This window comes from Sphaerobacter sp. (assembly GCF_019683595.1).
In the GTDB taxonomy this organism is placed as follows: Bacteria; Chloroflexota; Chloroflexia; order Thermomicrobiales; family Thermomicrobiaceae; genus Sphaerobacter.
This window is the reverse complement of record NZ_JADGHZ010000026.1, coordinates 1-20,137: the sequence shown is the minus strand read 5'-3', so window position 1 is coordinate 20,137 and position 20,137 is coordinate 1. Positions and strand designations below refer to the sequence as shown.

Sequence of the window (20,137 nt, the reverse complement as noted above, 5' to 3'; positions counted from 1 at the left end):
CCTATTCCTCGCCCCGTGGCTGCGCCTTGCCATCTGCCTCGCTCACCTGGAACTCGTAGCGCTCCATGACCGGGTTCGCCAGCAACTGCTCGCACATCGCCGTCACCCGCGCCTCGGCCGTCGCCTTATCGGGGGCGTTGAGTGTGAGCGTGAGGTATTTCCCGACCCGCACCCCGTCGACCTCGGCGTAGCCGAGCATGTGCAGGCCGTCGCGGACCGCCAGCCCCTGGGGGTCGTTCACACCGGGCTTGAGCGACACATACACCTGCGCGAGCCAGCGCTTCGCGCCGTCTGCCTGGGTCGTCACGCTCGTCTCCTCAATCCTCTCCACGCTAGCTCAGCGGGAACAGCGGTCGGCCGGTGATGCGCTCGTACGCCTCGCGGTACTTCGCCGCGGTGGCCTCAACCACCTCCGGCGGCAGCGGCGGCGCCGGCGGCTCCCGATCCCACCCCGACTGCGTCAACCAATCGCGCACGTACTGCTTATCGAATGAGGGCTGGTCCCGCCCGGGCTGGTAGCGCTCCGCGTCCCAGAAGCGGGAACTGTCCGGCGTCAGCAGCTCGTCGATGATGGTCAGCTCGCCGTCGACCAGGCCGAACTCCAGCTTGGTGTCCGCAATGATGATCCCGCGCGTGCGAGCGTACTCCTCAGCGGCGCGGTAGATGGTGAGCGTGGCCTCCCGCAGCCGCTCGGCGAGATCCCGGCCGACCAGCTCGACCATCCGCTCGAAGCTGATGTTCTCATCGTGCCCGGTGTCCGCCTTGGCAGCCGGGGTAAAGATCGGCTCGTCGAGCTTGGCGCACTCGGTCAGCCCCTCAGGCAGGCGGATACCGCAGACCGTGCCCTGGCGCCGGTACTCCGCCCATGCCGACCCGGCCAGGTAGCCGCGGACAACGCACTCGATGTCGATCCGCTCGGCCTTCTTTACGATCATCGACCGGCCTTCCAACTGCTCGCGGTAGGGCTGCGCGGCCGCGGGCAGGTCGGACAGATCGGTCGTGATCAGGTGGTTCGGCACGAGGTCGCGCGTGCGCTCGAACCAGAAGCGGGAGAGCTGGGTCAAGACGATCCCCTTGTTGGGGATACCGGTCGGCAACACCGAGTCGTAGGCAGAGATGCGGTCGGTTGCGACCATCAATAGGGCATCGCCCAGGTCAAACGTCTCCCGCACCTTGCCCCGTCGGAACAAGGGCAGGCCCGGAATTTCCAACTGGTCCACCACGGCTGCCACGCTCTGTCTCTCCCCTTCCCGTCAGCGGCTCACTCCGGCTGGCGCTTGCTCGGCGAGTCCCAGACGCCGGAACGTCTCGTCGATGTGCGCGGTGTGGTAGCTCGGGTCGAAGATGGCCTCGATCTGCTCCGGAGTCAGGCGGGCGCGCACTTCTTCATCCTGCAAGAGCAGGTCACGCATGTGGGTGCCCGTGTCCCACGCCGTGTGCCCGGCGCGCTGCACGATCCGGTAGGCCTCCTGGCGATCCATCCCGGCCTCGACGAGGGCCAGCAGCACCCGCTGCGAGTAGATCGCGCCGTGGGTTGCTTCCAGGTTGCGGCGCATCCGCTCGGGGTAGACGACCCAGCCTTCCACGATCTCGGCCATCAGGGCCACCATGTAGTCGAGCAGGATGAACGCGTCGGGGAAGATCACCCGCTCGGCGGAGCTGTTGCTGATGTCGCGTTCGTGCCAGAGCGCGATGTTCTCCAGCGCCGACACGGCGTAGCCGCGCACCAGCCGGGCCAGGCCGCTGATCCGCTCGCTCTCGTGCGGGTTCCGCTTGTGCGGCATGGCGGAGGAACCCATATTGCCCGGGTCGAACGGCTCTTCCAGCTCCCCCACCTCGGTACGCTGGAGGTGCCGGATCTCCGTGGCGAACTTATCGAGCGAGCTGGCCAGGATCGCGAGGGTGGTGATCACGTGCGCGTGCCGGTCGCGCTGGATGATCTGCGTGGAGACCGGAGCGGGCTTGAGCCCCAGCAGCGCGCAGACGTCTTCCTCGACGTCGGGCGGCACGTTGGCGTGGGTGCCGACGGCGCCGGAAATCTTCCCGACCCGGATGTCCTCCCGCGCGGCCTCCAGCCGGGCACGGTTGCGGCGCAGCTCGTCGTACCACACCGCCAGTTTGAAGCCGAAGGTGATCGGCTCGGCGTGGATCCCGTGGGTCCGGCCGATCATCAACGTGTCGCGGTGCTTGACGGCCTGGCGGCCGACGGCCTCGATCAGGCGGTCCAACCCCGCCAGCAAGTGGTCGATCGCCTCGACCGTCTGGAGCGCCAGGGCGGTGTCGATCACGTCGGAGCTGGTCAGCCCGAGGTGGATGAAGCGCGCCGCGTCGCCGACGGTCTCGCCTGTGGCGCGGAGGAAGGCGATCACGTCGTGGTCGGTCTCGCGCTCGATCTCCTTCATCCGCTCCAGGTCACAGGTCGCCTTGCGAATCTTGACCATGGCCTCCTCGGGCACGACCCCGCGCTTGGCCCAGGCCTCGGCCACCGCGATCTCGACCCGCAGCCAGAGATCGATCTTGTGCCGCTCGCTCCAGATGCGGCCCATCTCCGGCCGGGTGTATCGCTCGATCAAGCCACGCCTCCGTCCACTGGCTCGACTACTCGACGCGGATGGGCGGATCCGCCAGCACCCCATCCTCATGCGGTGCCACCGCCCGCACGGTCACGAACCGGTTCTCCAGATCCTCGCCGGGGTCGCCCGGCACATAGACGCGCAGGTAGTTGCCGGTGTACCCGCTCCAGAGAGACCTGCCGTCCGGGAGTTGCTCCGCCACCTGCTCCACCAGCACGCGCACCTCCCGACCCAGGTGCCGACCGACGAACTCCGCGTGCAGCTCATCACCGATCACGCGCAGCGCCGCCGCGCGGCGCTCCTTGATCCGTGGGTGGACCTGGTCGGGCATCGCCGCCGCGGGCGTGTCCTTGCGCGGCGAGAAGGGGAAGACGTGCAGCTTGGCGAAGCCCATTTCCCGCACGAACTCGCAGGTCTCCGCGAACTCCTCATCGGTTTCGCCCGGGAAGCCGACGATCACGTCGGTCGTGATGGCGATGTCGGGAACCTCTTCGCGCAGCCGGCGCACGGCGCGCCGGAACTGGCGGGTGTTGTACCAGCGCTTCATCCGGCGCAGCACGGTCTCGCTCCCGCTCTGGAGCGCCATGTGCAGGTGCGGCGCCATGCGCGGGTGATTGACCAGCGCGATGAATCGCTCGTCGATCTCGTGCGGCCCGACCGAGGTCACGCGCAGCCGCTCGATCGGTGTCTCATCAAGAACCCGCTCCAGCAGATCCGCGAGCCGCAGCGTTCGATCTCCCTCGGGCCACTTGTAGGTCCCGACATGCGTGCCGGTCAGCACCACCTCGCGGTAGCCCTCGTCGATCGCCTCCTGCACGCGGCGCACGACCTCAGCCGGGGCCACATTCCGCGGTGCGCCGCGCGCCCGGGGGATGATGCAGTAGGTGCAGTGGGCCCGGCACCCTTCCTGAATCTTGATCATCCGGCGGGTGCGCGTCTCCACATGCTCGACCGGCTCGTCGGTGTCGAACGCCTGGTTCTCCCAGGCAAGCCGCCCAAGAATCTCGTCGACCACCGTCGCCTTCTCAATCGAGCCGACGACGAGATCGACCTCGGGCATGGCGTGGAGTTCATCCGGATTGACAGCGGGGTAACAACCGATGGCCGCGACGAGTGCCTGCGGGTTCTGCCGATGAGCGCGGCGCAGCATCTGGCGCGAACGCCGGTCGGCCAACTGCGTCACGGTGCAGGTGTTAACGATGTAGACCTCGGCTTCCGAGCCGAAGTCCACCTCCTGCAGCCCGGCCTGGCGCAGGCTGCGTCGCAGATCGGCCTCGTCACTCTGGTTGAGCTTGCATCCGAGTGTGCAGATAGCAAAGCGGGGGCGCCGCCGCAGGTGAAGCGGTTGCGGTGTCAGCGAGCGTGGCGAGTCCATCGTTCCCTTCGAAGGGTCAGGTCCGCTCAACAACGGGATTATACACGAACGGACGTGGCTGACGCGGCGCAGATTTCGGTCCACATCGGCGGCGTTTCGCCCGAGCACTCCGCGAATCCGGCAGGTATCGGATCGGCCGGGCCGTACGTTTGTCCCTTGCAGTGCCACCGTCGCGCCGTTATAGTCAAGATGAGGCGCACCCCGGCCACCGGGGGAACGCTCCTCACCGGGACGGGCGGGTATCGGTCGATGTTCCGTCCTTGCGTAGCGCCGGGACTCGCCGGAGGAGGCGGCGAGTCGACGAGGTGGAGGCTTCTCGAAAGATTCGGCGGATGGCCTCCCGGCTGGCACGGTCGTCAGGGTCAGGGCAAAACCGCTGAGTGATCGGCGGCACAAAGACTGGCCCGGTGCAGGTAGCTCAGTCCCTATTTCCCGTCCCCCCGGGTGTCAACCAGGTTCTGCCCGTGCGGCTCCGACCACGAGCCGCTCGGAATGATGGCCTGCGCTCTTTGGCCAGGCACGGGAAGGGACACACAATCGAATGTGCGGTATTTTTGGTTACATCGGCCCGAAGCGTGACACCGGGCTGATGGTCCTCGACGCGCTGCGGCGCCTGGAGTATCGCGGCTACGACTCCTGGGGTGTTGGGGTCGCCGTCAACGGCCACGTTGAGGTAAACAAGCGAGCCGGGCGCATCGGCGACGCGGTCGTGTCGCTCCCAGAGGCCAGCATCGGCTTCGGCCACACCCGCTGGGCAACACACGGCGGCGTCAGCGACGAGAACGCCCATCCCCACCTCGACTGCACCGGCCGCTTCGCCGTCATTCACAACGGCATCATCGAGAACTTCCGTACACTGCGCGCGCGTCTCGAAGGCGCCGGTCACACGTTCCGCAGCGAGACCGACACCGAGGTGGTGTCGCACCTGATCGAGGAGACGGTCGGCGACTCAACGGACCCCGAAACCGTCGTCAGCGCCGTGCGGACCGTCTTCGGCATGCTGCGTGGCTTGAACGCCATCATCGTCCTCGACACCGCGACGCAGCAACTCATCGCCGCGAAGAACGTCTCCCCGCTCGTTGTCGGGCGCAACGAGCACGCCTCGTACATCGCGTCCGATGCCGTCGCCCTCGTCGGCCACGTCGATGAGGTCCATTATGTCGAGGATGGCGAAATCGTCGCCCTCGATGCCAGCGGCGTGCGGGTCTACGATGGACAGACCGGCGAACCCCGCTCCGTGGCATACATGCCGCTGACCCTCCAGCCGGCGGACACCTCGCTCGGGAACTTCGACCACTACCTGATCAAGGAGATCCACGAGCAGCCGCGCGTGCTCCGCGCCATCGCGGAAAACTACGCCGAGCCGGTCCGGAAACTGGCTGCCATGATCCGCGACTCCTACGGGAGCTTCCTCATCGGCTGTGGCACGGCCAGCTACGCGGCCCTGAGCGGCTCCTACCTCTTTTCCCGGATCGCCCGCCGCCACGTCAACTTCGCCGTGGGGTCCGAGTTCAAGTACCAGGAGCACTTCCTGACGAACCGCAGCCTGGTCATCGCGCTGTCCCAGAGCGGCGAGACGGCCGACATCATCGAGGCGGTGATGTCGGCCAAGCGCGCAGGGGCGCGCGTCGCAGCCTTGGTGAACGTCCCCGGCTCCACGCTCGACCGCCTGGCGGACTTCAGCATCCACCTGGGAGCCGGACCGGAGCAGTCCGTTCTCTCTACCAAGGCGTACACCGCCAAGGTGGCCATCCTGATGCTGACAGCGCATGTCCTCAACGGCAGCGAGCACGTCGGGCGGGAGCACCTGTGGCGCGCGGTGGACGGCGTCGAGCAGGCTCTGGCGCCGGTCAACGAGCGCCGGGTGCAGGAGATTGCCGATCGCATCGCCGATCAACAGCACTGCTTTATCATCGGACGTGGGCTCTCCTACCCCACCGCCCTGGAAGCCGCGCTGAAGATTAAGGAAGTGAGCTACATCCACGCCGAGGGCTTCGCCGGAGGCGAGCTGAAGCACGGGGTGATCGCCCTGGTCGAAGACGGCACCCCCTGCATCGTCTTCTCCCCGCTCGATGAGACGCGCGACGACATACTCTCCGGCGCGATGGAGATGCGCAGCCGGGGCGGGTTCATCATCGGCGTCTCTCCGGAACCGGACGAGGTCTTCGACGTGCACATCCCGGTCGCCGAGGTCGGCGACGCCTCGCCGCTCGTCGGCGTCATCCCGGCGCAACTTCTGGGATACTACCTTGCGGTGCGCCGCGGGCTGGATCCGGACAAGCCGCGGAATCTGGCCAAGAGCGTCACCGTGAAGTAACCTGAGTGACGATGCGACTGGTAGACACACACTGCCACCTCGATCTGGACGCGTTCGACGAGGACCGCGAGCAGGTTCTGGCTCGAGCACGGGCGTCCGGAGTCGAGCGCTTCGTCGTGGTGGGCTTCGAGCCGGAGCGCTGGGGACCGGCGCTCCGGCTGGCACAGGCAGAGCCGGAGATGGCCGTCGCGGTCGGGCTCCACCCGACCGAGGCGGCCCGCTACAACGAAGAGGTTGAGGCGGGCATCCGGCAGGCGGCGCAGTCGCCGTCGGTCTGTGCCATCGGAGAGATCGGACTGGACTACCACTGGATGACCGCCCCCGCCGAGGTCCAGCGCCGTGCCTTCCTGCGGCAGATCGCCCTGGCTCGGGAGATGGAACTCCCCTTCATCGTCCACCAGCGGGACGCCGCTGAGGACACCCTGGACGCTTTGGAGGAGGCCGGTCCCCCGCATCGCGGGGTGATGCACTGCTTCACCGGCGACCTCGCCTACGCGGAACGCTGTCTCGCGATGGGCATGTACCTCGGCATCGGCGGCGCCGTAACGTTCCGCAAGGCAACCGACCTCCATGAGGTCGTTCGATCCGCACCGCTGGAGCGCCTCGTCCTCGAAACCGACGCTCCATACATGACCCCCTCCCCGTACCGTGGACAGAGGAATGAGCCGTCCTACCTGCGCTTCATCGTGGAGCGGGTCGCGGAACTTCGCGGCACCTCGGTGGAGGAAGTCGCGGAAGCGACCACGGCCAACGCCGCACGGCTCTTCAACCTCGACATCGACGGGAGGGCGGCATGAGCGCCACGGGCGGCGCGGGTCGGCAGGAGGTCACCGTCGTGCTGGCATCCAACAACCCGGGTAAGGTTGACGAGCTGCGACGGCTCCTGCCCGCGTGGGTTCGCATCGTGACCGCGTCCGATGCACGCGTCACGCTTCCGGAGGAGACCGGCACGACATTCGCCGAGAATGCCCTGCTCAAAGCGCGCGCCGCAGCCCAGCAGACGGGATACATCGCGCTCGCCGACGACTCGGGCCTGGAAGTGGACGCCCTTGGCGGCGAGCCGGGCGTGCGCTCAGCCCGCTACGCGGGCGAGCCAACCGACGACGCCGCGAACAACGCGCTGCTGCTGGAGCGCCTGCGTGCCGTCCCGAGCGCGCAGCGTTCGGCGCGGTTCCGTTCGGCTGTCGCTATCGTCACGCCCGACGGACGCGAGCACGTGGCCGAGGGATCGGTCGAGGGTGTCATCCTGGACAAGCCACGAGGCAGCGGCGGATTCGGCTACGACCCACTCTTCCAGCCGGCCGGATTCGACCGGACCATGGCCGAGCTGGCCATCGACGAGAAGAACCGCATCAGCCACCGTGGACGGGCCTTCCGTGCGGCGGCGGCGTGGCTCCTCCCCATCCTGGAGGCCGCACGCCACGAGGCATCGGAGCACGAACAGAAAACGGAGCAGTCATGACTGACGTGGAGCGGCGGCAAGCAAGCGGAGCTTCTGGCCTAGGCGAGCGGCGCACCCGAGCGCTCCCGCTGGTCGGGGTAGCCGGGACCCGAGGCAAGTCGACCACCGTCTGGCTCCTCGATGCGATGCTCACCACCGCCGGCCGCTCGACCGGCCTGTGGAGCAGCACCGGCGTCTACGTCCGTGGCGTCCGGCAGCCGGGCGAGCTCGGCCCCTGGTCCCGCGTCCTGGCCGCCGTCGGCAGTGGAGAACTCGACGTGGCGCTCCAGGAGCTGGAGACGCCCCTCGTGACGAGCGTCGGGCTCCCCGAGGGCATCTACCCCCTTGCCGGCATCACCACGCTCTGCGGCAACAACGAGGACTGCCTGCTCAGCCCCGAGTTCAGCAGTGGCGCGCTGGCGCAGGCGATCGTCGCGCGCGCCGTCAGACCCGACGGCCTGCTCGTGCTGAACGCCGATGACATGGCAGTCCTGGAAGCCGCCAGCCAGACGAAGGCGACCACCGTGCTCTTCGCCCTTCACCCCGACAACCCGGCACTGCGCCGCCACCTGGAGCAGGGTGGCTGCGGTGTCTGGGTCGCCGACGGCAGCGTCGTCGTCGGGGATGCGCTCGACCAGCGAGCCGTTGTGCGCGTCGATGAGGCACGCTTCACGCTCGACGGCGCCCTGATTTTCCAGGTGCAGAACCTCCTCTGCAGCGTGGCCCTCGCGGTCGCGCTCGACGTGCCGGACGCGGCGATCCGAGAGGCGGTGCGCGCCTTCAGCCCCGATCCGGTTCGCCTGCCCGGGAGCTGCAACATCTTCCATAAGCGCGGCGCCACGATCGTCCTCGACACCGCCCGTCAGGTCTGGACGCTCAAGTCCCTCATCCGCGGCATCCGTCACCAGCCCCACCGCCGGACGATCATCGTCGCTGGGTTCTTCTCCCACCTCCCCGAGGATCAGATCGTCGACGCCGGTCGCCTGCTCGGCCGTCTCGGCGGTGTGGTCATCCTGCACCAGGAGACGGAGCGCCCGATCGTCGAGCTCCTCAAGACCGGCATCGCCCAGAACGAGATCCCGCCGCTGGTACTCGCCATGCCGACCGAGCAACAGGCCTTCGCCCACGCCTTCCGCATGCTCAGCGAGGGCGATCTCTGTCTGCTCATCACCGACGACGTCCAGAACGCCGTCGACGCCGTCACCAGCCTCGACAAGTGAGGCGCCGGCTCTATCCACGACCGCATCGTGCCCCGACCACGCGCGAACTCCGAATGAATGCCGCGCTAACTACGGGGTGGACCGGGTCGCCGAGACCTTGATCCGATGCTCGGACGTGCGGATTGCCGGGAGTGGCGCGTTCGCGGGGGTTCAATCCCGGGGCTGACAACGAACAGCCATCGGCAGGCGGCTGGAGCGGATCAGGGCTCACACCCAGGTGATGGGGTGTCCATCGCCCGGCACGAGCCCGGGGGTCAAAGCCGCCGGGCACCCACCACGGCGCGTGATCCCTCCGACCACCCGCCTCAGGCTCAGGCCGTCCGCTGAGACGCCTTGTTTGCGCGTGACCGCCGATGGCAGTGCCAATCTCGCCCCGGTGCCGCGGCAACACCCCGTCCAGCTTGTGCCACCCACAGCCTCACCCGCATCGCGTATCATCCCCAGTGGGCTTGTGGCACGCTGGGGCGAGACGAGGAGCAGAGCGTGGTCTTCGATTTCCACACACACACCTTCTGGAGCGACGGGGAGCTGTCCCCGATGGAGCAGGCGCGGCGGGCCGCTCAGCGCGGCTACCGGGTTCTGGGGCTGACGGACCACGTCGGCGTCGGCGGCGTACCGGAGCTGATCAAGGCGCTGAAGGCGGACCGGGAGATCATCGAGCGCTACTGGCCGATCACCGTGGTCGTCGGGGTCGAGCTCACCCACGTCCCGGCGGAGGCGATCCCGGAGGCCGCGCGATTTGCCCTCGATGCCGGTGCCGAGATCGTCGTGCTGCATGGTGAGACCCCGGTCGAGCCGGTGCCGGAGGGCTCCAACCACGCCGCCATCATGTGCGGGCTGGTGGACGTGATCGGCCACCCGGGCCACATCACCGAGGAGGACGTGCGTGAGGCCGCCGCCCGCGACGTGTTCCTGGAGATTACGTCCCGGCGCGGCCACTCCCTCACCAACGGCCACGTGGCGCGGCTCGCCCAGCGCTACGGCGCCAAGATGATCGTCAACAGCGATACACACTCCCCCTCCGACCTGCTGACCGGCGATTTCCAGCGCTCGGTCGCGCTCGGCGCCGGGATCGAGCCGAGACTGATGACCGACGTGCTCCAAACCTGGCCGGAGGAATTGCTGCAGCGGGTCCTCGCCCGCCGGGGAGGATGAGGCCGTGGACAATCGCGAGGTCGCGGAGCAGCTCCGCCAGTTCGCCGACCTGCTTGAGATCAAGGGGGAGAACGCCTTCCGCGTCAACGCCTACCGCCGCGCGGCGGACGCGGTAGAGCACGAGCCCGAGCCGCTCGAAGCCATCATCGCGCGGGACGAGCTCACCACCATCGAGGGGATCGGCCCCGGCCTGGCGGCAGCCATCACCGAGATCGTCCAGACCGGGCGCTACAGCGCCACCGAAGAGCTCCTGGACGAAGTCCCCGGCACGCTCCTCACCCTGCTTGGGATTCCCGGTGTCGGCCCGAAGACGGTCGGCCGGCTCTACCGCGAGCTGGGCATCACCACGCTGGTGCAACTCGAAGCGGCCGCGCGCGCCGGGCAGGTGCGGCAACTGAAGGGTTTCGGCCCGCGTGCCGAGGCGCGCATCCTCGAGGGCATCGCGTTCCTGCACCGCCGCACCAACAGACTCTCCATCGGGACGGCCGACCCGGTCGCCCGGAGGTTGGTGGAACATCTGCGGACCGAGCTGGGCGTCCCCGTGGAGATCGCCGGGAGTGTGCGACGCCAGTGCGAGACGGTCGGCAACATCGACCTCGTCGCCGCGGTCGAGAGCCCGGCCGCGGTCGTCCCGGCGTTGGAGTCGGCCCCGCGGGTGACCGAGATTGAGGAGGTCAACGACGCCTTCGTCGTCGCGGCGCTCGAGATTGGCAGCTCCGTGCGCGTGGTGGCGGCAGCGCCGGCCGTCTTCGGCACCGAGATGGTCCGCTGGACCGGAAGCAGCGCACACGTGGCGGAACTGGTGCGCATCGCCGGGGGGACGTTGCCGCACGTCGCAGAGGAGGCCGAGGTGTACGCCGCGCTCGGCCTGCCCTGGATCGCGCCGGAGCTGCGAGAAGCGCGTGGGGAGATCGCCGCAGCGCGGGCAGGGAAACTCCCGCGGCTCATCGAAGTGGCGGACCTCCGCGGCGACCTGCACCTCCACTCGGAGTGGAGCGACGGTCGGGCCACGATCCAGCAGTTGGCCGAGGCGGCGCGGGAGCGCGGCTACGAGTATCTGTGCATCGCCGACCACTCCGGCGGCTTGCGCGTCGCTCGGGGACTCGACGTCGACCGGCTGCGCGAACAGTGGCGCGAGATCGACCGGGTCAACGAGCTGGTCCCCGAGGTCCGGTTGCTGCGCGCCTCTGAGGTGGAGGTCCGGCGCGATGGGAGCCTGGACTTCCCCGATGAGATCCTGGCCGAATTCGACCTGGTGGTGGCCTCGCTCCACTCCGGCCTGCGACAGCCGCGCGAGGAGCTGATGAAGCGGATCCTCGGCGTCCTACGCAACCCGCATGTCGACATCGTGGCCCACCCCACCGGCCGCATCATCGAGCGCCGCCCGGGTGCGGACTACGACTGGGAGGAAGTCTTCCGCGTGGCGCGGGTGACCGGCACCGCTATCGAGATCAATGCCGATCCGGCGCGCCTCGACATGAACGACGAGCACGCCCGGATGGCGCAGGAAGCCGGCGTCTTCATCTCCATCGACTCGGACGCCCATGACATCCCCTCGCTCGACCACATTCGCTACGGTGTCTCGGTGGCCCGCCGCGCCTGGATCGGTCCCGAGTCGGTCGTGAACACCCGCCCGCTGCCGGACCTGCTTGCCTGGCTCAACCGGTAGCATCCGCCAGGACGGATCGTCCTGTAGCTCGGCATGAGGTCAACACCTTCGCAGGCACCTTCGCGGTAATGAACAGGAAGGGCGGGGTTCACCCCCGCCCAAGGTCGACGATGTCACGGGGTAGCACGGCCACCGGACCTGAACGGCCTTCGCGGGAGACCGCCCGCTACGCGGTGAGTCGCCGTGGCTCAGCGGGCACCAGCATGGTGCGCTCGGAGACAGTCGCGCAACCGGGGCCAAGCAGCTCTTCCAGCGCCCGCTCGACATCGGGGCACCAGTCGATGGACAGGGATGCCCGCATCAGCACGGTTCGGCCGCGCGCGGGGACGTGCAGGACCACGCCGTCGTCGCCAGGGAACTGGTCGAACAGCTCGCGCACCCGGTGCATCGTTTCGACGTCCGCCGCGACATCGCCGGTGTCGGGGAGACGGACGTGCACGTCACGGACCACCACGGACTTCGGCTCGTCGATCGTCACCGGCCCAACGCGGTCGGCTACGAGCTGGATGCGGTCGTTGCGCTGGTCCACCCGCGCGGCCACCCGAACGATGGAATCCACGACGAGGTGCTCGCCCGCCTGCTCGTAGAGATCCGGGAAGACGACCATCTCGATCGCCCCGGTCTGGTCTTCGAGCTGGCAGATCGCCATCACCCGGTTCGTCTTGGTGGTCAGCTTGCGCATGCCCGTGATCATCACGATGGCTTCGATCTGCTGGCCGACGGTCTCCTCGTCGATCTCAGCCAACCGCACGTATCCACCGTCCCGGATCAGCGGGATGAGGTCGTTCAGCGGGTGTGAGCTGAGGTAAAGCCCCAGCAGTTCCTTCTCCCAGGCGAGGAGTGTCTGGCGCGGGATCTCCGGCACGTCGTCGGGCATCGCCAGCGACAGGGCCGGCGCAGCCGCGGGTGCCATGGAGAACAGGTCGATCTGGCCCTTCTTGGCCGCGCGCTGCCGCGCCTGGGCGGCGCTGATCGCCTGCTCCAGGACCGCCAGCAGGGTGGCGCGGTCGCCGAGGCAGTCCAGCGCGCCGCACTTGATGAGGCTCTCAGCCACCCGGCGGTTAACCACCGTCCAGTCGACCGTGTCGCAGAACTGCTCGAAGCTCTCGAAGCGCTCGCCCGGCAGCGACTTGCGCACCGCGACGATGGATTCCACCGCAGCCTCGCCGACGTTCTTCACGATCGACAGACCGAAACGAATCGCCTTGGTCCCGTCCTCCAGGATTTCGATCTCGAAATCGACGCCGCTCTTGTTGATGTCGGGCGGGAGCACCGGGATGCCCAGCTTCTGGCACTCTGCCACGGCAGCAGCCACGCGCTGCGTCGCGCCGCTCGGGTGGCTGGGCGCCCCGCGCAGGACGGCCGTCATGTACTCCGCCGGGTAGTTCGCCTTCAGGTACGATGTCTGGTACGAGATCGTCGCGTAGCAGACGGCGTGCGCCTTGTTGAAGGCATAGCCCGCGAACGGCTCGATCAGGTTGAAGACGTTCTGCGCGTCCTCAATGCTGTACCCCTTTTCCTGCGCTCCCCGCAGGAACCGCTCTCGCTCGGCCGCCATCACTTCGGGGATCTTCTTCCCCATCGCCTTGCGCATGATGTCGGCCTCGCCCAGGGTATACCCGGCGAACTTGCGGGCGATCAGGAGCACCTGATCCTGATACACGATGACGCCGTACGTCTCGTCCAGGATCTCCGCCAGATCCGGGTGCGGATAGCGGATCGGCTCCAATCCATGCTTGGCGCGGCAGTAGGTCGGGATATGCTGCATCGGCCCCGGCCGGTAGAGGGCCACCATGGCCGCTAGCTCGGCGATGGAGCTGGGCCGCAGTTCCCGGATGTAGCGGCGCATGCCGGCGCTCTCGAGTTGGAACACGCCGAAGGTCTCGCCCTGCGCCAGCATCGCGTAGGTCTTCTCGTCGCCGTCGGGTAGTTGCTTCGGGTCGATCTCCACACCCGTCGTCTGGCGGATCAGCTTGACCGCCTCGCCGAGGATGGTGAGGTTGGCCAGGCCGAGGAAGTCCATCTTGAGCAGCCCGATCTGGGCCACCGTCTCCATCGGGAATTGGGTGGTCGGCAGGGCGCCCTCCTCGGCACGTGCCGGACGCTGGAGGGGAAGGTGCTCCACCAGCGGATCGGCAGAGATCACCACACCCGCCGCGTGCGTCCCGGCATGGCGGGAGATGCCCTCAAGGCGCTTGGCGTTGTCGATTAGTTCGCGGCACGCCGGATCAGACTCGTAGAGCTGCCGCAGCTCCGGGCTCTCCTGCAGGGCCTTGTCGAGCGTGATGTTGAGGGTCGACGGGATCAGCCGCGCGATCCGGTCGACGTCGTTGTACGCCCAGCCCATGGCCCGGCCGGTGTCGCGGATCGCCGCCTTGGCGCCCATCGTTCCGAAGGTAATGATCTGCGCCACCCGGTCGTGACCGTACTTGTTGGCGACGTAGTCGATGACCTCCGCGCGTCGGTCGTCGGCGAAGTCCATGTCAATGTCCGGCATCTCGCGGCGCTCCCGGTTCAGGAAGCGCTCGAAGACGAGCCGGTTCGCCAGCGGGTCGATGTCGGTGATTCCCAGGGTGTAGAGGACGATGCTGGCTGCCGCGCTCCCGCGCACGCCGAAGGGGATTTGACGCTGCCGTGCGAACTCCGCGAAGTCGCGCACGATGAGCATGTAGCTGCTGAACCCCGTCTCCTGGATGACGTCCAGCTCATATTCCAGACGCCGGCGGACCTCCTCAGTGATCTCCGGGTAGCGGCGGCGCAGCCCGTCCCAGCAGAGCTGGCACAGGTACTCGTGCGGGGTCATTCCCTCGGGGATGCCGGGGTCGGGCAGGTGTAGCCGGCCGAACTCGAGCTCGACGTTACAGCGCTCGGCGATGCGGATCGTGTTCTCCAGCGCCTCGGGGATCTCGCCGAAGAGCTGCCACATCTCCTCCGGGCTCTTGAAGTAGAGCTGATCGCTCTCCATCCGGAGGCGCTTCGGGTCGTGGAGCGTGGTGTTGGTTTGGATGCACACCAGCAGCTCTTGCAACGGCGCGTCGGACTTGTCGACGTAGTGGACGTCGTTCGTCGCCACCAGCGGCAGGTCGAGCTTGCGAGCCAGCTCGACCAGTTGCGGGTTCGTCTGTCGCTGGCCTTCGATGCCGTGGTCTTGGATCTCAATATAGAAGTGATCCGGGCCGAACATCTCCTTGAGTATGCCGGCCAAACGCACCGCTTCCTCGTCGCGCCCCTGCAGGAAGTTGTTGGCGACCGGTCCACCGAGACAGGCCGACGTGCAGATGATGCCGTCGCGCAGGCTGTTGAGCATGTCCAGGTCGACGCGCGGCTTGTAATAGAAACCCTCCAGGCTGGCCCGGCTGGCCAACCGCAAGAGGTTGCGATAGCCCCGCTCGTTCTCCGCGAGTAACAGCAGATGGTACGACTGCTTCTCCCGGTCCTCGATGCTGCCCGGTGCGAGGTAGGCCTCGATCCCCAGGATTGGATGGAGGTCGTGTGCGCGCGCCGCCTTGTACCAGTCGATGACGCCGTACATCACGCCGTGGTCGGTGATGGCGACGTGCTCCATCCCGAACTCACGAGCGCGGGCCATGTAGTCCTTGATGCGCCCCATGCCGTCGAGGAGCGAAAACTCGGTATGCAAGTGCAAGTGCGCGAACGGACGCGCGGTCACGACAGCCTATCCCTTCCCGAACGATCGCCCCGCCCCTGCTCAGCCCGCTGATCAGGGGGCCTTCCCTCGGCGATCGACCGTCCCGCGGCATTGTAGCGCTGCTGCAGGCCCAACGTCCGGCAAGGGCTGCAGAACCCGCCGGGCACGCCGCACCGGCCGAAACCACCCGGCGCGGAGATGGACCCCGTACGCGGAGCAGCGAGCGGCCGTCAGTCAGCCGCCATGGCGTCGGGAGAGGTATCGGGACCGGACGGCCAGCCGATCGCGGCCATCTGCGCCTGATTGACCATCAAGCGGAGCATCTGCCGCACGTTCTGCCGGATCGGCTCAGGGATATCGCGGCTCTGCAGGAGCTGCAGCACCTCGCTCAGGATCGGCTCATCGGCCAGCAGGCTCTCGACCCGCTGCGGCATGTACCCGGCCGCGGCGAGCAGGCTGTCGCGCTGCTCGGGAGTGAGGCCCAGCGCATCCGCCAGCTTGACAACGGCCTCACGTGTCGGCGTGCGATTACCGCTCTCAAGTCGGCTCACGTAGCTATGGTCGAACCCCGCTGATTCGGCAAGCCGGCTCTGCGAGGTACGGGCTTCCTCCCGGAAGCGCTTGAGAAGTTCCGCGAACGTGGGCGCCGCGCTCGGTGCCTGTCCCGCCATGCCTGGCTCCCTTCATTCTGCTCTCGGCAGATCCGCCGCGAGCGAACCCTGTCCGTACACTGCCCCTACTATACCGGTCGCGTGTCTGCCTGTCAATAGTTTTCCAGGTTATCCACAGTCCGGTCTCACGATGGATACAATGAAGATGAACGAGACACCATTTCGGCAGATACATGACAGCAAGACGACAGCGGGCTAGGTCGCAGGCTTGGTCTGCGTCCGGTTCGTGCGGCGTGAGTGCTATACTCGTGGGGATCCCCGCCCTGTCCGTTGGGAAATCCGGAACGGCGTGGGGTCTGTACATGGGAATCTCTGGATGTGAGAGGAGGGTCGACCTGAGTCCCGAAGCTCCGCAGCAGCTCCGGGTCGCCGAACAGTCCCTGGCCGGGGTCGCCGGTCGGCTCGCCGATCCTCAGCAGCCGGCCGGCGGTGGCGTCGCCGCCGCCGCGACCCTGGCACTGGCCGCCGCCACGGCCGAGCTGGTCGCGACCCTCTCGCTGCGCCGGAAGTCGGTGCAGCCCCACCGCGCTGAAGTGGAAGAGATCCGCGACAGGCTGGGCCACCTTCAGACGCGCTTCCTTGCCGCGGCCGATGAGGACATCGCCGTCCTGTCGGACCTTCTGGAGGCGCACCGTGCCGCACGCCCTTCAGCCGGCGTCGACCCACAAGCTCAGCGCGCGGCCGAGGAAGCCCTCCAGCGGAGCCTCACCCTGGCCGCAGAGACGCCCATCACCCTGGCTCAGGACGGCCTGGCGCTCCTGCGCCTCGTGCTCGCGGCCGTACCCTTCGCGGCGCGCTTCACCGTCAGTGACCTCGGCGCCGCGGCCGCCCTGGCCCAGGGCGCGATCGAGGCTGCACTGCTGATGAGCGAGGTCAACCTCGGTCTTCTCCCCGATGCCACCCGCGCAGCCGAGCTGCGCACGACCGTCGACCAGATCCGCGAGGAGGCACCGGCACTGGCCAGGCAGGCGCTGGATCTCACCCGCGCGAAAATGTCCGGGAAACCGATGGAGGAGGGGCTGCGTGGCGATCGCACTTGAGGGACGGCCGGTGGCGCGTGCGATATTGGAGCGCGCGCGTGAGGAATTGGCGGAATACGTCACGCAGGCAGGGCGCCCTCCCGAGCTCGCCACGGTGCTGGCCGGAGACGACGCCAGCGCCGCCGCCTACGTGCGTGCCATCCACCGCACATTCGACCGCGTCGGTATCCCGGTGCGGGACGTGACGCTTCCTGGCGACGTCGCCGAGGCCGAGCTGCGGGAGGCGGTGGCGCACCTGAACGCCGACCCGGCTGTCAGCGGGATCATCGTCCTCCAGCCGCTGCCGCGGCACCTGCCGGCCGGGATCGCCTCCGAGCTGGTCGATCCCGCAAAGGATGTGGACGGTATTACGCCTGCCAGCGCGGGCCGCCTCGCCGTCGGCCTCCCAGCGCTGCCACCGAGCACGCCCGCGGGCGGGATGGCCATCCTCGAGCACTACGGCATCGAGATCGCCGGGCGCCACGCCGTCGTCATCGGCCGCAGCCCGGTCGTCGGCCTGCCGATGGCGCTCATGCTGATCGCAGCGGACGCCACCGTTACCGTCTGTCACAGCCGGACGTCCGACCTGCCCGCCGTGACCCGCCAGGCGGACATCTTGGTGGCCGCCGCCGGCCGGCCCGGTCTGGTGCGACCGGAAATGGTCAAGCCGGGCGCGACCGTTATTGACTTTGGCGTTAGCTTCGTGGACGGAAAGATGATTGGGGATGTCGAGCCGGCCGTGGGAGAGGTGGCCGGCGCGCTGACGCCGGTTCCGGGGGGCACCGGCGCCGTCACAAATGCCATTCTCGTCCAGAACACGCTCCGCGCCGCGTGGGCCGCGCTCGGCGGCCGCCGCGCTGGATAGTCGTTAGTCGGTGAGCGTTGAGCCGGGGATTGAGGGGAGTACCATGCTCACGGACATCGAGATCGCGAGTCAGGTCACGCCGAAGCCGATTACCGAGATCGCGGCGGACCTCGGGATCCAGCCCGACGAACTGGAGTTGTACGGTCCCTACAAGGCCAAGATCAGCCTCTCGATCCGGGACCGCCTCAAGGATCGGCCGAACGGCAAGTACGTGGTGGTCACCGCCATCACCCCCACCCCGCTCGGCGAGGGCAAGACGACGGTGACCGTCGGGCTGGGCCAGGCGTTCGGCAAGATCGGCACTCGCGCGATCGTGGCGATCCGGCAACCGTCGCTCGGTCCCGTCTTCGGGATTAAGGGTGGCGCGGCCGGCGGTGGCTACAGCCAGATCATCCCGATGGAGGACTTCAACCTCCATCTGACCGGCGACTTCCACGCCGTCACCGCGGCGCATAACCTCTGCGCGGCCTTCCTCGACAACTCCATCTACCACGGCAACCCGCTCGACATCGACCAGACGGCCGTTCTCTGGCGGCGCGTGATGGACGTGAACGACCGGACCCTGCGCGACATCGTCATCGGCCTCGGGGCCGGTAACGGGATCCCGCGCCAGACCGGTTTCGACATCACGGCGGCCTCGGAGGTCATGGCGGTCCTGGCCCTGGCCACCGACTACCGCGACCTCCGCCAGCGGCTGGGTCGGCTCGTCGTCGCGCTCAACCGCAAGAAGGAGCCGGTCACCGCTGAGGACATCGGGGTGGCTGGCGCCATGGCCGCTCTGCTAAAGGACGCCCTCAAGCCGAACCTGCTCCAGACCCTCGAGCACACGCCGGCCATCGTCCACGCCGGTCCGTTCGGCAACATCGCTCACGGCAACTCGTCGGTCCTCGCCGACCTGATCGGCCTCAAGCTCGCCGACGTGGTAGTCACCGAGGCAGGGTTCGGCGCCGACCTCGGGTTCGAGAAGTTCTGCGACATCAAGTGTCGCGTCAGCGGGCTGAAGCCGGACGCCGCCGTCCTCGTCGCGACCATCCGCGCCCTGAAGGCGCACAGCGGTCGCTACAAGATCGTCGCCGGCAAGCCGCTCGACCCGGGCCTCGTGAGCGAGAACCTCGACGCACTGCGTGAGGGGATCGGCAACCTCGAAAAGCAGATCGAGAACGTGCGCCGTTTCGGCGTGCCGGTCGTGGTAGCCATCAACCAGTTCCCGACCGACACCGCGGCCGAGATCGAGCTGGTGCGCGAGGTGGCGCTCAAGGCCGGCGCGTTCGATGCCGTGCCCACCCGGGTGCACAGCGAGGGCGGCGCGGGCGGCGCTGACCTGGCACGCGCGGTGCTGCGTGCGACGGAGGAGCCGAACTCCTTCCGCCCGCTCTACGAGCTGGACATGCCGCTCACCGACAAGATCGAGATCATCGCCCGCGAGCTCTACGGCGCCGGGTCCGTCACCTACCTGCCCGCGGCTGCCCGCGCGCTGCGCACCTTCAGCAGCATGGGCTACGACAAGCTCCCGGTGTGCATGGCCAAGACGCACCTCTCACTCAGCGGCGATCCGAACCTCCGCGGGCGACCCGAGGGCTTTGAGCTGACCGTCCGCGAGGCTCGGCTGTCGGCCGGTGCCGGGTTCGTGTACCCGATCATCGGGGAGATGCGGACCATGCCCGGCCTCGGCAGCAAGCCCGGCGGGCTCAACGTAGATATCGACGACGACGGCACCATCCGGGGTCTGTTCTAGATGCCGGCAACCGGGCGCGCGTGGCCTGAAGTCACGCGCGCCCGGCACGCCGTCGACGACGAGGGAGAGGATGCGACACGGTGGATGAAACGGCGCGCGCCTTCCTGCTCTGGGTGCCGGCGGGCACCCTGATCCCCTTCCTGGTCAGCCGCCTCACCGGCGCGGACTGGCGCAGCGCCACGATCGAGGCTGCACTTTTCGCCGCCCTTGGCCTGCTCATCTACCCGACCCTCTTCGCCCTCGTCGTCGTTCACATCGTCGGTTACCCCAACGTCGAGGCACTCTTCCTCGCCGGCTTCGTCCTCGCCGCGTTGACCGTCCTCGGCTACCGCCGCAGCATCGGCAGCGGACGCCCCCGCTACTGATTCCCGCTCCCCCTCCCGCCTCACCTTGTCCCTGACGGTTGTCCCTCGTGGCACCACCATTGCACCCACCTGCCGGACGGACG

Annotated in this window: 16 protein-coding genes; 10 read left to right on the top strand and 6 right to left on the bottom strand. The window is 68.0% G+C overall.

Annotated elements, in window-relative coordinates:
- Nucleotide 1 precedes the first annotated feature (1 nt).
- The 4 genes from purS to mtaB are packed head-to-tail and all read right to left on the bottom strand — an operon-like array spanning nt 2 to nt 3,948.
- Nucleotides 2-307 carry a phosphoribosylformylglycinamidine synthase subunit PurS gene (gene purS, locus IRZ30_RS04935; RefSeq protein WP_294083550.1) on the bottom strand — a complete coding sequence of 102 codons (306 nt, stop codon included), beginning with the start codon at nt 305-307 and terminating at the stop codon, nt 2-4.
- Between the two features lie 25 nt (nt 308-332).
- A complete protein-coding gene (locus IRZ30_RS04930; protein WP_294083548.1) occupies nt 333-1,232 on the bottom strand; it encodes a phosphoribosylaminoimidazolesuccinocarboxamide synthase in 900 nt (299 codons plus the stop codon).
- A 21-nt stretch (nt 1,233-1,253) separates the two neighbouring features.
- Nucleotides 1,254-2,573 (bottom strand): adenylosuccinate lyase, encoded by a 1,320-nt coding sequence (gene purB / locus IRZ30_RS04925; RefSeq protein ID WP_294083546.1) that lies wholly within the window; start codon nt 2,571-2,573, stop codon nt 1,254-1,256.
- A gap of 25 nt (nt 2,574-2,598) precedes the next feature.
- On the bottom strand, nt 2,599-3,948 hold the full coding sequence (mtaB, locus tag IRZ30_RS04920; protein WP_294083544.1) for a tRNA (N(6)-L-threonylcarbamoyladenosine(37)-C(2))-methylthiotransferase MtaB: 1,350 nt from the start codon (nt 3,946-3,948) through the stop codon (nt 2,599-2,601).
- A 541-nt stretch (nt 3,949-4,489) separates the two neighbouring features.
- Between mtaB and glmS the strand changes: the two genes are divergently transcribed.
- From glmS to polX, 6 genes are all read left to right on the top strand, one after another.
- On the top strand, nt 4,490-6,265 hold the full coding sequence (glmS, locus tag IRZ30_RS04915; RefSeq protein WP_294083542.1) for a glutamine--fructose-6-phosphate transaminase (isomerizing): 1,776 nt from the start codon (nt 4,490-4,492) through the stop codon (nt 6,263-6,265).
- Between the two features lie 11 nt (nt 6,266-6,276).
- Nucleotides 6,277-7,062: a TatD family hydrolase gene (locus IRZ30_RS04910; RefSeq protein ID WP_294083540.1), complete on the top strand. Its 786-nt coding sequence runs from the start codon at nt 6,277-6,279 to the stop codon at nt 7,060-7,062.
- Entirely contained in the window at nt 7,059-7,727 is a 669-nt protein-coding gene (rdgB, locus tag IRZ30_RS04905) for an RdgB/HAM1 family non-canonical purine NTP pyrophosphatase (RefSeq protein ID WP_294083538.1), read from the top strand. The genes IRZ30_RS04910 and rdgB overlap by 4 nt, the downstream gene beginning before the upstream one ends.
- A complete protein-coding gene (locus IRZ30_RS04900) occupies nt 7,724-8,926 on the top strand; it encodes a hypothetical protein (RefSeq protein ID WP_294083536.1) in 1,203 nt (400 codons plus the stop codon). The genes rdgB and IRZ30_RS04900 overlap by 4 nt, the downstream gene beginning before the upstream one ends.
- A gap of 483 nt (nt 8,927-9,409) precedes the next feature.
- A complete protein-coding gene (locus IRZ30_RS04895) occupies nt 9,410-10,081 on the top strand; it encodes a histidinol phosphate phosphatase domain-containing protein (RefSeq protein WP_294083534.1) in 672 nt (223 codons plus the stop codon).
- A gap of 4 nt (nt 10,082-10,085) precedes the next feature.
- Nucleotides 10,086-11,750, top strand: coding sequence for a DNA polymerase/3'-5' exonuclease PolX (gene polX, locus IRZ30_RS04890; RefSeq protein WP_294083533.1), 1,665 nt, complete (start codon nt 10,086-10,088; stop codon nt 11,748-11,750).
- Between the two features lie 166 nt (nt 11,751-11,916).
- Here polX and IRZ30_RS04885 read toward each other — a convergent pair whose 3' ends face one another.
- Together IRZ30_RS04885 and IRZ30_RS04880 are read right to left on the bottom strand one after the other, a co-directional pair.
- The gene (locus tag IRZ30_RS04885; protein WP_294083531.1) at nt 11,917-15,420 is read right to left on the bottom strand and encodes a DNA polymerase III subunit alpha; all 3,504 of its coding nucleotides are present in this window, start codon (nt 15,418-15,420) and stop codon (nt 11,917-11,919) included.
- Nucleotides 15,421-15,629: 209 nt separating this feature from the next.
- Nucleotides 15,630-16,070, bottom strand: a complete 441-nt coding sequence (locus IRZ30_RS04880; RefSeq protein WP_294083529.1) for a helix-turn-helix transcriptional regulator — start codon at nt 16,068-16,070, stop codon at nt 15,630-15,632.
- Nucleotides 16,071-16,372: 302 nt separating this feature from the next.
- Here IRZ30_RS04880 and IRZ30_RS04875 point away from each other — a divergent pair, with 302 nt between their 5' ends.
- From IRZ30_RS04875 to IRZ30_RS04860, 4 genes are all read left to right on the top strand, one after another.
- Entirely contained in the window at nt 16,373-17,110 is a 738-nt protein-coding gene (locus IRZ30_RS04875) for a cyclodeaminase/cyclohydrolase family protein (protein ID WP_294083527.1), read from the top strand.
- Entirely contained in the window at nt 17,094-17,954 is an 861-nt protein-coding gene (locus IRZ30_RS04870; protein WP_294083525.1) for a bifunctional 5,10-methylenetetrahydrofolate dehydrogenase/5,10-methenyltetrahydrofolate cyclohydrolase, read from the top strand. The genes IRZ30_RS04875 and IRZ30_RS04870 overlap by 17 nt, the downstream gene beginning before the upstream one ends.
- 43 nt (nt 17,955-17,997) lie before the next feature.
- A complete protein-coding gene (locus tag IRZ30_RS04865; protein ID WP_294083523.1) occupies nt 17,998-19,689 on the top strand; it encodes a formate--tetrahydrofolate ligase in 1,692 nt (563 codons plus the stop codon).
- 80 nt (nt 19,690-19,769) lie between these two features.
- Nucleotides 19,770-20,054: a hypothetical protein gene (locus tag IRZ30_RS04860; protein WP_294083521.1), complete on the top strand. Its 285-nt coding sequence runs from the start codon at nt 19,770-19,772 to the stop codon at nt 20,052-20,054.
- Nucleotides 20,055-20,137: the final 83 nt, after the last annotated feature.